The sequence below is a fragment of the Porphyrobacter sp. TH134 genome (genome assembly GCF_002855495.1).
In the GTDB taxonomy this organism is placed as follows: Bacteria; Pseudomonadota; Alphaproteobacteria; order Sphingomonadales; family Sphingomonadaceae; genus Erythrobacter.
Window position 1 is genome coordinate 42,341 of sequence record NZ_PKRO01000013.1, and the last position, 11,980, is coordinate 54,320.

The 11,980-nt window shown below is 65.2% G+C and carries 12 protein-coding genes; 6 read left to right on the top strand and 6 right to left on the bottom strand.

All coding sequences use genetic code 11. The annotated features are described in order from the left end of the window. The first annotated feature begins 63 nt into the window (after positions 1–63). Positions 64–789, top strand: a complete 726-nt coding sequence (locus C0V72_RS07865) for an RBBP9/YdeN family alpha/beta hydrolase (RefSeq protein WP_101793189.1) — start codon at positions 64–66, stop codon at positions 787–789. Positions 790–888: 99 nt separating this feature from the next. Here the strand turns inward: C0V72_RS07865 and C0V72_RS07870 are convergent, their stop codons facing one another. The 4 genes from C0V72_RS07870 to secB form a co-directional block, all read right to left on the bottom strand. After that, positions 889–1,563 (bottom strand): DUF4136 domain-containing protein, encoded by a 675-nt coding sequence (locus tag C0V72_RS07870; protein ID WP_101793192.1) that lies wholly within the window; start codon positions 1,561–1,563, stop codon positions 889–891. A 148-nt stretch (positions 1,564–1,711) separates the two neighbouring features. After that, positions 1,712–2,746: a tryptophan--tRNA ligase gene (gene trpS / locus C0V72_RS07875; protein ID WP_101793194.1), complete on the bottom strand. Its 1,035-nt coding sequence runs from the start codon at positions 2,744–2,746 to the stop codon at positions 1,712–1,714. A gap of 17 nt (positions 2,747–2,763) precedes the next feature. Further along, entirely contained in the window at positions 2,764–4,329 is a 1,566-nt protein-coding gene (gene murJ / locus C0V72_RS07880; protein WP_101793197.1) for a murein biosynthesis integral membrane protein MurJ, read from the bottom strand. Positions 4,330–4,357: 28 nt separating this feature from the next. Beyond that, positions 4,358–4,903, bottom strand: coding sequence for a protein-export chaperone SecB (secB, locus tag C0V72_RS07885; protein ID WP_101793200.1), 546 nt, complete (start codon positions 4,901–4,903; stop codon positions 4,358–4,360). A gap of 243 nt (positions 4,904–5,146) precedes the next feature. On the opposite strand from secB, the gene C0V72_RS07890 reads away from it, so the two are divergent. From C0V72_RS07890 to C0V72_RS07905, 4 genes are all read left to right on the top strand, one after another. Beyond that, a complete protein-coding gene (locus tag C0V72_RS07890; protein WP_143704547.1) occupies positions 5,147–5,833 on the top strand; it encodes a Tim44/TimA family putative adaptor protein in 687 nt (228 codons plus the stop codon). A gap of 37 nt (positions 5,834–5,870) precedes the next feature. Then, the gene (gene mltA / locus C0V72_RS07895) at positions 5,871–7,058 is read left to right on the top strand and encodes a murein transglycosylase A (protein WP_101793203.1); all 1,188 of its coding nucleotides are present in this window, start codon (positions 5,871–5,873) and stop codon (positions 7,056–7,058) included. Further along, positions 7,055–7,630 carry a Smr/MutS family protein gene (locus C0V72_RS07900; RefSeq protein ID WP_101793206.1) on the top strand — a complete coding sequence of 192 codons (576 nt, stop codon included), beginning with the start codon at positions 7,055–7,057 and terminating at the stop codon, positions 7,628–7,630. The genes mltA and C0V72_RS07900 overlap by 4 nt, the downstream gene beginning before the upstream one ends. Positions 7,631–8,134: 504 nt before the next feature. Then, the gene (locus C0V72_RS07905) at positions 8,135–8,854 is read left to right on the top strand and encodes a Crp/Fnr family transcriptional regulator (protein WP_172438956.1); all 720 of its coding nucleotides are present in this window, start codon (positions 8,135–8,137) and stop codon (positions 8,852–8,854) included. A gap of 45 nt (positions 8,855–8,899) precedes the next feature. On the opposite strand, the gene C0V72_RS07910 is transcribed toward C0V72_RS07905, so the two are convergent. Together C0V72_RS07910 and C0V72_RS07915 are read right to left on the bottom strand one after the other, a co-directional pair. After that, on the bottom strand, positions 8,900–9,277 hold the full coding sequence (locus C0V72_RS07910) for a response regulator (protein ID WP_101793212.1): 378 nt from the start codon (positions 9,275–9,277) through the stop codon (positions 8,900–8,902). Further along, positions 9,274–11,430, bottom strand: a complete 2,157-nt coding sequence (locus C0V72_RS07915) for a PAS domain-containing sensor histidine kinase (RefSeq protein ID WP_101793215.1) — start codon at positions 11,428–11,430, stop codon at positions 9,274–9,276. The genes C0V72_RS07910 and C0V72_RS07915 overlap by 4 nt, the downstream gene beginning before the upstream one ends. Positions 11,431–11,655: 225 nt before the next feature. On the opposite strand from C0V72_RS07915, the gene C0V72_RS07920 reads away from it, so the two are divergent. Beyond that, on the top strand, positions 11,656–11,898 hold the full coding sequence (locus C0V72_RS07920; protein ID WP_101793217.1) for a hypothetical protein: 243 nt from the start codon (positions 11,656–11,658) through the stop codon (positions 11,896–11,898). Positions 11,899–11,980 lie beyond the last annotated feature (82 nt).

An 11,980-nucleotide genomic window follows, 5' to 3' on the forward strand; every position in this document is an offset into this window, starting at 1 on the left:
TTATTTCTGCTGCTGTCGGACCATACCAATGGACGGCCGTTTACGCCCTTACAGGAGCAGACAATGGCCCATCAGCTTGAACTCGACACTGACCGATTGAGCGGTGATCCGCTCATCCTCATCATCCCCGGTCTGGGCAACAGCAATGCCCGCCACTGGCAATCGCATTGGGAGGCAAAGCTGCCGGATTGCGAGCGGGTGGACCTGGGGATGTGGGATGATCCGCACCGCAATACCTGGGTCAACAAGATCAACCTTGCGGTGCACCGCGCGCAGCGGCCTGTGATCCTTGTTGCGCACAGCCTGGGCTGCCTTGCGGTGGCATGGTGGGCAGAATACGAGCAGCCCGTGCAAGGCAACCCGGTGGTGGGCGCCCTGCTGGTCGCGCCGCCCGATGTGGAGCGCCCGGGCGCCGACGCGCGGCTTGCGCGGTTTGCCCCCGCGCCGCGCCGCACGCTGCCCTTTCCTTCGTTCCTGACCGCGAGTGAAAATGATCCGTGGTGCAGCCTGCGGGTCGCGCGCAGTTTGGCGACGGACTGGGGGGCGACCTTCGCCTATGCCGGATCAATCGGCCACATCAACGCCGATTCGCGCATCGGTGACTGGGATTTCGGCCAGCTGCTGCTGGGGCAACTGATCCGCGAGCATCACAGCCGGTCGGGGGATGGTGAGGGGGAGGGCAGGGGCCGGGACGGCGGTTCGCTCAGGCGTCACCTCGCCCGGTCGGGCCAGATGCCCCGGCCCTGGGCGTTCGAGAACCTGGGTGGGCGGCGCGCGCGCGATTGGTGAGGTGCGCGCCCTCTTCAGGCAACAAAAAAGGCGGCACCGATCCCCTGGCGCCGCCTTCTTGTTCCCGTCCAAGGGTCTCTTGCCGAGCGGTCTACACCATCAATCGGCGTTGCGCACGGTCTTTTCGTCATCCCGGATGGTGATCCGGAGCGTCTCGCCCGAATTGCCGGGGAAACCGGTGAACATTGCATCGACCAGATTGGGCACCAGACGCGGCAGGCGGTTGGAGCGCGACACCGCTTCGGCCTTGCCTTCGAACAGGCGCTGGCCATCGGCTGCGCGGTCGATCTTCAGGTCGATGCCGCTGGTATAGATGGTGTAGCTGCGCACGTCCGGCCCGCCGAAGAACGGATCGTTGAAGCCAAAGCCCCAGGCGCCAAAGCCGCCGCCGCCCCAGCCGCCCCACCGGCCCCAGCCGGGTCCGGCAAAGCCCACACCGTTAAAGTCGGTGCGCACCCGTTCGCGGCCGCCATCGACGCGGTAATCGAACCGGACGAGCAGATCGGCAGCTTCGGGCGTGGCCGCGCGGACATAGCCCAGTTCCTGCATCTCGGCTGCGACCGAATTGGCGTAGGTGGCAAATTCAAGCCCGCCGGCCAGCTTGGGATCTTCCGCCACGACGGCAAAGGTCTGGCCCTGCGGCGCCGGAAGCGGCACGGCAAAGCGCGACACATCGGCCTTGAACGGGGTGGCACAGGCCGACAGCCCGATAACGAGCGCAACTGGCAAAGCGAGGCGGGTCAAAGACTTGATCGAAGACATAGGAGACAACATGACACAACCCTTGTCTGGTTACCATTGCAATCGCAGCAACGGCGTTTACCCGCGATAGCATATTGCACGGGCATGAACGGCGATTGAATATTCGCCGCCCCAGCGGCTCGGCTGGTCGCAATTGTGAGGCGTGGCCCTCTGCGGGGGCTCAGTGCCGGACCAGCCCCAGCGCGCTGTAGACGGCGGCCAGTGTCGGAGCGCCGCGTTCCCGCGCCTTGGCCGCGCCGCGCGCGAGAATCGCGTCGAGCGCTTCGTGATCGTCCTTCAGCGCCACGAACTGGTCGCGGATCGGGCCGAGCTTGGCAACCAGCAGATCGGCCAATGCTGGCTTGAAGCTGCCGAACCCCTGTCCGCCATACTGCGCCAGCACCTCGGCCTGCGATTGCCCGGCCAGCGCAGCATAGATGCCGACGAGGTTTTTCGCCTCGGCCCGGTCGGCCAGCCCTGCTTCTTCCGAGGGCAGCGGTTCGGGATCGGTCTTTGCCTTCTTGATCTTCTGCGCCATCGTGTCGGCATCGTCCGACAGGTTGATGCGGCTCATGTCGCTGGGATCGGACTTGCTCATCTTCGCGCTGCCGTCACGCAGCGACATGATGCGGGCGGCTTCCTTGGGGATGATCGGATCGGGCAGGGTGAAGATCGGGGCGTCTGAGCCATCCGGATTCTTGGGCGCGAAATCATTGTTGAACTTCTGTGCGATGTCGCGCGCCAGTTCCAGATGCTGTTTCTGATCCTCGCCCACCGGCACGTGAGTTGCCTGATAGAGCAGCACGTCGGCGGCTTGCAGCACGGGATAGGTGAACAGCGCGACCGATTGGCCCTCGCGGTTCTTGCCCGCCTTGTCCTTCCACTGGGTCATGCGATTGAGCCAGCCCATGCGCGCGGTGCCGTTCAGCAGCCATTGCAGTTCGGGGTGCAGCGGTACCTGTGCCTGATTGAACAGGATCGCCTTGTCGGGGTCGAGTCCGCAGGCGACCAGCGTGGCCACCAGTTCCAGCGTCGAGGCGCGCAGCTCGGCCGGATCGTGGGGCATCGAGAGCGCATGGAGATCGGCGATGAAGATGAGGCACTCGCCGCCCTTGGCATGGGCATCGTCCTGCAAGGCCACATAATTGCGGATCGCGCCCAGGTAGTTGCCAAGGTGGGGCTTGCCGGTGGGCTGAATGCCGGAGACGACGCGCATGGAATGATCCTGATTGGTTAGTTCTGACGGCGCATTAGGCGCTGCACGGTCGCCTTGTCGAGCACTCCCAGCAGCACGGTCGCCGCGCCGTAGGTGACAAGGCTGACCGCCATGATCGCGCCAATCGCAGCGAGCCGCAAGCTGAACGGCCCGTCGAGCCACGGTGTCACCACCTGCATCAGCCCCACCAGCGCCGCGCCCATCAGCGCCGAAGCGAGCGCAATCCGCCCGATCCGGCCCAGCACGCGGGCGGGCAGGCGGAAAAACCCGCGCCGCGCCAGAATGCCGCCCAGCAGCGCAATATTGACCCACGCGCCCACCGCGCCTGCCAGCGCGAGGCCGACCACGCCGAGGATCGGCACCAGCGCGAAGTTCAAGGCCACCGTCACCACCAGTGATGCGCCTGCGGTATAGACCGGCGTTTTGGTATCGGACCGCGCGAAGAAATTGGGGGTCAGCACCTTGACCAGCACATAGGCGGGCAGGCCCACCACCAAGGCCGATGTGACCATGCCGGTGATGCGTGCATCCTCGGCGGTGAAGGCTTGGCCCTGCATGAAGGCCTTCACAAAGGCGAACCCGGTGATGAACAGCGCCACCGCGCAGGGCAGGGTCAGCAGCATCGCAAGCTCGACCGCGTTGGCTTGCAGGCGCACCGCCTCCTCGTCCTCCGCCTTGGCGATATAGCGCGACAGGGCCGGCAGGATCGCCGTGCCCAGCGCGATGCCGATGATGCCGAGCGGCAGTTGGTTCCAGCGGTCGGCCATCGCCATGTATGTCAGGCTGCCGTCGGGCAGGGCGCGGAAGAAGGCGAGATCGATGAAGCGGCTGATCTGGTAAACGCCCGCCCCGAACACCGCCGGCACGATCAACACGCCCATTTCCCTAACGCGCTGCGTGACGCGCGGGGTGAGGCGCGGGATGCGGAAGCCCGCGCGGCGCATGAACCAGTGTAGCCACAGCAATTGCAGCAGCCCGCTGACCGATACCGCGATGGCAAGTCCCACGCCGGTTGCTGCCCGCGTCGCTTCGCCGGGGGCTTGCAAAGCGCCCCACACCAGCGCGGTCAGCAGACAGATATTGAGCAGGATCGGCGCGGCGGCCGCCGCCGCAAAGCGCGACAGCGAATTGAGGATCGCTGCCACCAGCGTCGCAAGGCTCATGAACATGAGGTACGGAAAGGCGATCCGGCCCATCGTGACCGCCAGGCCAAACGTCGCGCCGTCGCCGCGCAGGTCTTCATTGGCAAAGGCCCACAAGACCCACGGCATCGCCACCATCATGACCGCGCCGAACACGACAAGGATCGGCAGCAACACGGCCAGAACCTCGCCTGCGAACCGCTTGGCCTCGCTTTCGTCCTCGGCCATGTGGCGGTTGAACAGCGGCACGAAGGCGCTGGCAAAGGCGCCTTCGGCAAACAGGCGGCGGAACAGGTTGGGCAGCTGGAACGCCAGCTGCCAGGCATCGGCCACGCCGCCCGCGCCGAGCACGCGGGCGAGCAGGATGTCGCGGGCAAAGCCGAACAGGCGGCTCACCAGCGTCAACCCGCCGATGGTGCCGACGTTTTTCAGCAGGCTCATGGTCTGACGGCCCGTTACCGGCCTTGGATCAGGCGTTGCCCGTGACTGGCGAAATCGGCTTGCCGCCGGCGGCTTCTTCCGCGCGGCGCGCGGCGAGCTGCTGGGCGTAGATCCCGTTGAAATCGACCGGATCGACCATCAGCGGCGGGAACCCGGCATCGCGCACGGCATCGGCCACCACCCGGCGGGCAAAGGGGAACAGCAGGCGCGGCGCTTCGGCATAAAGGAAGGCGTGGGCCTGATCTTCCGGCACGTTGCGCATCCCGACGAGACCGCAATAGGCAAGGTCGACGATGTAGATCGTGCCGCGCTGCGACGAGGCGGTCAGGGTGAGCTTGAGCCTGACTTCGTGCACGTCGGGTGCGGTCACTTCAGCTGCGATGTTGAACTGGACATCGACCTGCGGCGGTTCGGGCCATTGGAAGGCGTCGGGCGCATTGGGGTTTTCGACCGACAGGTCTTTCACATACTGGGTGATGATCCCCACCGCCGGGAGCGTATCGGCCCCATTGGGCTGCGGTTCATTGCCGCCGGTCGCATCAAGATTGGTGAGGACGCCTTCTTCTTCGGCCATGCTGCAAGTATCTTTCAAACTAGGTAACAGATCATGCGTCCGGCGCACCAGAAGGGCGTCAGCGCTGCTTGATCGCGCGCCTAGCAGGGGCGCAGGCCTCTCGCAACTGCGCGCGCGCGGACTTGTCTGATCGCCTGCCCGACCGGGTTTCGACCCGCGCGGCAACCTATTGGGCGTTGGCGAATTGTAATCGATACCCATTTAAGGCAGGGTGGCGTCCTCGGGAGCTGCTGCCGCGTATCTATGCTCCTGCCCGTTACGAAGATCGGAAGTGTTGCTGTGCTCGAAATCGTTCTCCTTGCCATGGTGGCCGCGTTCCTCGGCCTGCGCCTGTACTCGGTGCTGGGTCGCCGGGCCGAGCATGAAGAAGAGCCGGCGGTGCAACGGTTTGAAGCCGACGACAAGCCGCAGCTGCGCCAGGCGCCCGTGGCGGCTGCCGCTGCGGCCCCGCGCGCGCCTGAGATTGAAGGCGTGATGCCGGCGGTGGAACGGGCCCTGCGCGACATCGCGGGCGCTGACAGCAAGTTCAATCTCGTCCAGTTCCTCGATGGTGCGCGCGGCGCATACCGGATGATCCTCGAAGCGTTCTGGCAGGGCGACAAGGAAACCCTGCGCGAGCTATGCGATGATGATGTTTACGCAGGCTTCGTTGCCGCGATCGATGCGCGCGATGCCGCGGGCGAAACGGTCGACAACACGCTGATCCGGATCGAGGATATGCGGATCCATTCCGCCTCGCTTGACGGCAAGACCGCCCGGATCGCGCTGCTGTTCGTGGCCGATATCGCCGCTGTGACGCGCGACAAGGATGGCACCGTCATTGCCGGTTCGCTCGACGATGCGATCGAAAGCCGCGATGTCTGGACGTTCTCGCGCAATGTCGCCGCGCGCGATCCCAACTGGCTGCTCGACGAAACCGACGAAGGCTGATCGCCGGGCCGGGCAACCGCATGCCGAGGAGCTGACGATGCGCGCGGTGCTTGTTCTGGCCACGATGCTGGCGCTTGGCGCGTGCGGCCGCGCGGTGCCGCCTCCGGCTGTGACGGCACCGGCGCCGGTCGCTTCGGCGGCGGCCAATGCGGTGCTGTCAGGGGTGGCGGCTGGGCCCGCCTTTGCCGCGCTGGGTGTGTCGCAGGCTGACGCCAGCGGGGCTTTGTCCAGCTTCATCGAATCCTGCCCGCGCCTGCTGTCGCGCGACGATGCCAGCGGATTGACCCGGCCGGACGACTGGCGCGGCGTGTGCGACGCGGCTCGCACCACCGCCCCGGCCCGTGCGCGCGAGTTTTTCGCGCAGCAATTCACCCCCGTTCAGATCGGCGATGGCAAGGCCTTTGCCACCGGCTATTTCGAACCCGAGATCGCCGGCAGCCGCACCCGCCGCCCCGGCTTTGAAGTGCCGGTTTATGCCATGCCGAGCGATCTTGTGCGCGGCTGGCCCGATGATGTTGCCCCATCCGAGCGCACCGGCCGCCCTCCGCTCGGTCGGTATGACGATCAGGGCCGCTTCGTGCTCTACCACGACCGCGCAGCGATCGAGGACGGGGCCCTGGCGGGCAGGGCGCAGGTCATCGCCTGGGCGGCCGATCCGGTGGAGTTCTTCTTCCTCCAGATCCAGGGCTCGGGCCGTTTGCGCACCCCTGAAGGCGAGGTGATCCGGATCGGTTATGCCGGCCAGAACGGACGCGAATATGTTGGCATCGGCGGCGTGATGCGCGAGCGCGGATTGCTGGGCGAAGGGCCGGGCAAATATTCCGGCTCGATGCAGGGGATCATGGCCTATATCCGCGACAACCCGGCAGAGGGGCGCGAGTTGATGCGCCTCAACAAAAGCTGGATTTTCTTTACCGAGCTGAAGGGGGACGGGCCCTTGGGCGCGCTGGGCGTGCCGGTGCGGCGCGAAAGCTCGGTCGCGGCGGACCCGGCCTTTGTCCCGCTTGGCGCGCCGGTGTGGCTGGATCTTGACCGGCGCGAGGCGGCGGGCCTGTGGGTGGCGCAGGACACCGGCGGCGCGATCAAGGGCGCCAACCGGTTCGATACCTTCTGGGGAGCAGGCGAAGACGCGCGCCGGATTGCCGGCGGCATGAGCGGGCGCGGGCGCGCCTATGTGCTGATCCCCCGCGCCGCTGCCGCCCGGCTGGGCGCGAGGCCGCAGTGAGAGCCCCGCGCGGGCTGAGCACCGGAGAGCAGGCGGCATGGGCGCATCTGGCGGCAAGCGTGAAGCCGCTGCCGGGCAAGCGCCGTCCCGAGGCTCCGGCGGCTCCCAAGACCCCTGCACCCGCGCCGCCCAAACCGGCCCCGCCTGCCAAGCTGCCCAAGCCGATGGCCAAACCGCGTCCACCCGCGATCCGGACGCCGCCGCCGCTGCCAGCGCCGCCCGTTGCTCCGGGCCTCGATTCGCATTGGGACCGGCGGATGAAGGCGGGGCGGCTGGAGCCTGACCTGACGCTCGACCTGCACGGCCATACGCTTGATACCGCTTATGACCGGGTGATGACCGCGCTCGATCAGGCGCGGGCGATGCAGGCGCGGGTGGTGCTGGTGGTGGCCGGACGCGAACGGCCGGTCGATCCGGCTGACCGCATGGCCAAGCGCGGGGCGATTCGCGCCAAGCTGCTGGATTGGCTGGCTGCCAGTCGCCATGCCGATGCGATCACCGCGGTGCGCCGCGCGCATATCCGCCACGGGGGCGAAGGCGCGCTGTACCTCATTCTCAAACGCCGGAACTGATCGGCGCGGCGAATGCCGCGTTAGATGCAAAAAACCCCGCCCATCGCTGGGCGGGGAGTCATTGGGGCAATGGCCTGGCAAACTGGAAACCGAACTTACGCCAGACCAATACATCGTCGCCGGGATCGGGATACCTGGCGACCGCTGACATCTACCCGACCGATTCCCTGCACGCTCTAACCTGAGTTGTATCTGCGAGAATTGGAAGGTGTGCTAGTCTATGCGAGGGGCTAATTGCCGAGCGAATACAAGCAGGCAAGGTCAGACGAACGCCGCGCAGCCCTCGCGCGGTCAGAGCATTACCTTGGACATGATTGCGTGGGGCCGGGCCCCGCGCACTGATGGAACTTTTTCAGGCGTGCTGCTCTTTACTGGAAGATCCGAGGTTGACCCGGCGTGTGGTTTAACCTCCGATCGGGAAAAGTGCTGCCGTTGATTGAGAGTGCAATTTATGCAACGCTCCCGAGGAGTATGCTTGTGACAAACGCCTTTTTGCTACGGTTGATGGAAGCTGGCGACCTGGGCGATCAGGAATTGAGCGCGCTGGACGACCTGTGCCGTTCGTCCCGGGATGTTGCGGCCAAGAAATATCTCTGGCGTGAAGGCGATGAAATGGCTGCCTTCCCGGTTATTCTCAGCGGTTGGGCGGCGCGGTATCAGATCCTGCGCAATGGCGCGCGCCAGATCACGCGGCTGCTGCTGCCCGGCGACGCCTTCTATTTTGAAGGCTCGCCCGATGGCTTTGCGGTCGAGGAAGTCATCACGCTCAGCCCTTGCCGGATCGCCACCATCCAGCGCGGCGACATGCGGCGGCTGATCGAACGCTTTCCCGCCGTGGGCGAAGCGCTGCGCAATTATGGCTGCATGGAAAATGCCGTGCTGTCATCCTGGGTCGTCAATGTCGGGCGCCGCGATGCGCTTGAACGCATGGCGCACCTGATTTGCGAAACGCATTTTCGCTTGTCGCAGGTGGATCCGCAGCTGGGACAGCAAATGCCGTTTCCGCTGACGCAGGACGATCTTGCCGATGTGCTGGGGCTGACCCCGGTGCACATCAACCGCAAACTCCAGCAATTGCGGCAGGACGGGCTCATCGTGCTGCGTTCAAAGCAGCTCACCATCCATGATCTGCGCAGCCTGCAACAGATCGCCGGGTTTGACAGCGCGTATCTTGCGCCGCGCCGGCAGGTGCCGCGCCAGCGGCCTAACGCGGCGGCTGCCTGAACCCGCGCGGCGAGACCGTCGGCCCCGCCCTCTGGCGGCGACCGCTCAGCCGGGCCGGCTGGCGATAATCTCCGCCAGCACGGCGCGCACCCGGGCGTGATCGGCCGGCTTGCTGATATAGGCGCGGCCGGCAAGATCATCGGGCAGCATGGCCGCATCATAGCCGGTCAGAAACGCAAACGGGATCGCATTGCACACCAGCAGGCGCGCGAAGTCGAAGGACACGCTGTCGCCCAGGTTGATATCGATCAGCACTGCATCAATCGGGCCCTTGGCCAGCAGACCGTCCAGACTGGGAATGGTCGCAGACACGGCCACCACCACAGCGCCAGCCTGTTCAAGCATAGCTTTGCAATCATGGGCCTGAAAGTAATCGTCTTCGAGAATGACGATCCGGCGGCCGCGCAGCGTTCGCCCGATCATAGCAGGCCTGACGCTGACGAGCGCGTATCAAGAATGCTGCCGCCGCTCGTCAGCGGGAATTCAAGTTCGACCAGCACGCCGGTGTCGTACAGAAAGAACCGTCCATCGCCGCCCAGCTCATAAGGCACGCGCTCTTCGATCAGTCGGCGCCCGAAGCCTTTGCGCTTGTTCTTTGGTCGGGGTGTCGCGGCGGTTTCCTGCCAGCGCAGACTGACCCATGGCTTGCCGTCTTTCTCATGCGTCGTCCACATGATGCGAATATAGCCGGTATCGCCCAGCGCGCCATATTTGACCGAATTGGTGGCGAGTTCATGGATCGCGAGCGTCACGATTTCGGCCGCGTGCGGGGAGAGCGCCAGTTCCGGGCCATCGACCATGCACAGATCGGGCTGCACGGCGTGGACGACCAGTTCTTCGCGCACCAGTTCTGCCAGATCGACGCTGCTTCCGGGCGAACGGGTCAGCGTGCTTTGCGTGCGTCCCATGGCTTGCAACCGGCCGATCAGGTGATCGACATATTCGTTCACGTTGCGGTGGCTGGGGGCTGAAAGCCGCGCGACAGAGCGGACCATGCCGATCAGGTTGCGCACCCGGTGCTGCAATTCTGCCACGAGCAGACGTTGCCATTCCTCTTCGCGCCGGCGCTGGGTGATATCGATCATGGCGCCCAGCATCCGCAACGGCTCGCCCTTGTCGCTATAGATGAAACGCCCCCGTGCCGAAACCCAGCGCATATCGCCGCTTGGCTGAATGAGCCGGTATTCGTTGACGTAATCCTCACCGCTGGCCATCGCCTGCTCGACCTTGCGGTCGGCTTCGGCCCGGTCTTCGGGGTGCACACGTTCGGCCCAGAGTTCGAAGGTGGGCACGACTTCGCCGGGCTCGTAGCCTTCGATGCGGAAATGCTCGTCCGACCAGATCAATTCGCCGGTTTCGACATTCCAGTCCCAGATCGCGACCTTGCCGATTTCGCTGGCAACCCGCAGCATCTGTGCGCCGCGGATAAGCTGGTGTTCGGTGCTGCGCCGTTCGGTGATATCGGTCGACATGCCGAACCATTCGGTAATGGCGCCTTGATCGTCGAGCACGGGCACAGCGCGCGAATGGAGCCAGCGGACCGTGCCATCGATCGTTCGCACAGGGTGTTCGATGGCAATCGGCACGCGCCGGAGGATCGCATCATCAAGCGCGGCGCGCACGATCGCCCGGTCGCTGTCGGGCACGAATTCTTCAACCCAGTTGCTTTCTTCACCCACCTCGCCAAGCAGGGGCTTGCCGCCCACCTGCCGCGCCAGAGTGCCTTGCGGGTTCATCCGGAAAATCATGTCCGAGGTGGCTTCGATCAGCGACTGAAGCCGGGCCTCGCTGTGGCGCAGGGCCAGTTCCATCGTCTTGCGCTGCCCGATATCTTCAAACAAGATGCCCACCCGGAAGGGCGCCTTTTCGCCGATGGGAAAGGCGAACACATCGAACCAGCGGCCCATCGCGATGCTCTCGCTTTCAAACCTTTCGGGAACGCCCGACAGCGCGATCCGGCCATAGGTTGCAGCCCAGGCGTCCTCGATATCGGGCTGGAAGCTGCGCATGGTCTTGCCCACCGGAGACTTGATGCCGGTGTGCTGGACGAAGGGTTCGTTGGCTTCGATGAACAGGTAGTCGGTGGCTTTGCCGGTATCGTCAAAGATCACTTCGATGATGCAGAAACCTTCGTCGATGGCGTCAAACAACCGTTCGTAGCGGGCATCGGCCTCGCGCCGCCGTTCGCGGGCGAAATGTTCGCTGCTGATATCGCGGATGCGGGCCATGATCGCCCGGCGTCCGCCTTCGACGAGGGGAACCAGCGAGACCTCGTAGACTTGCGGGTAGCGGCTGCTTTGGCGGACCAGCACTTCGGGGGTGCCGCGCTGCAACACCCGCTGGAAATCCTGCGCCCATTGGCGGGCGGCTTCGGGATGATGGTGGCCCAGCCGCTGTCCGGTGGGGTCGTCAATACCGATCAGCCGGCATAGCGCCGGATTGCTGGCAAGATAGCGCCAATCACTCAGTTCATCGCCCGGGCCGCCGATGGGCTCAAGAATGCAGGCAGCATCGGGCAAGGCGCGAAACGCGGCATGGAACAGGCTCTCAATGGGGTCATGAGAAAAATCGGCCATGCGCGCATCACTCCTGCCCGCGCAAGATAACGGCGCGGGCGCAAAAGCTGACTAACATGGATTGTGCCGCCCCGCAGCCCCGTCCCGTCGAGTCTTGCCCCGCGTGCGGCTCTGGCCCTGATGCAGGATAGGGACATCACAGGATGGGAGGCCGACAGGGGGCCGGGCTTTGCGACCCGATCATTGTGATGCCGGCGCACAGCTCGCCCGTAAAGGAGCTGACCTATGCGTGTTTTCCTTGGCCTACTGGCGATCGGCGTTGCCGCTTATGCTGTTACCCGGCGCGGCGCAGGGCCGGGCCATCAAGGCCGCGCGGCCTTTGCCGATGATCAGCCCGATCTAGCCGCCAATCCTGTCCGCGATGCCGGCCCGCAGGCGATGCGCGATCCCCAAAGCGAACCCTGGTCGGCGGTCGATGAAGCCAGCGACCAGAGCTTTCCTGCCAGCGATCCGCCGTCCACCTATTGACCGCCGCCCCCGGCACGAGCCCGCTGCCAAGAATCATTAGGGTTGCACGCTGGCGTGATTGCCATGCAAGCTGTGCCTCGCC

Bases quoted from the DNA above. Each gene is read 5' to 3' on its own strand.
- C0V72_RS07890 (WP_143704547.1), top strand. From the start codon at position 5,147: ATGCTCCTGCCCGTTACGAAGATCGGAAGTGTTGCTGTGCTCGAAATC.
- secB (WP_101793200.1), bottom strand. From the start codon at position 4,903: ATGGCCGAAGAAGAAGGCGTCCTCACCAATCTTGATGCGACCGGCGGC.
- C0V72_RS07905 (WP_172438956.1), top strand. From the start codon at position 8,135: ATGGAAGCTGGCGACCTGGGCGATCAGGAATTGAGCGCGCTGGACGAC.
- C0V72_RS07870 (WP_101793192.1), bottom strand. From the start codon at position 1,563: ATGTTGTCTCCTATGTCTTCGATCAAGTCTTTGACCCGCCTCGCTTTG.
- C0V72_RS07915 (WP_101793215.1), bottom strand. From the start codon at position 11,430: ATGGCCGATTTTTCTCATGACCCCATTGAGAGCCTGTTCCATGCCGCG.
- C0V72_RS07910 (WP_101793212.1), bottom strand. From the start codon at position 9,277: ATGATCGGGCGAACGCTGCGCGGCCGCCGGATCGTCATTCTCGAAGAC.
- trpS (WP_101793194.1), bottom strand. From the start codon at position 2,746: ATGCGCGTCGTCTCCGGCATTCAGCCCACCGGCAAGCCCCACCTTGGC.
- mltA (WP_101793203.1), top strand. From the start codon at position 5,871: ATGCGCGCGGTGCTTGTTCTGGCCACGATGCTGGCGCTTGGCGCGTGC.
- murJ (WP_101793197.1), bottom strand. From the start codon at position 4,329: ATGAGCCTGCTGAAAAACGTCGGCACCATCGGCGGGTTGACGCTGGTG.
- C0V72_RS07865 (WP_101793189.1), top strand. From the start codon at position 64: ATGGCCCATCAGCTTGAACTCGACACTGACCGATTGAGCGGTGATCCG.
- C0V72_RS07920 (WP_101793217.1), top strand. From the start codon at position 11,656: ATGCGTGTTTTCCTTGGCCTACTGGCGATCGGCGTTGCCGCTTATGCT.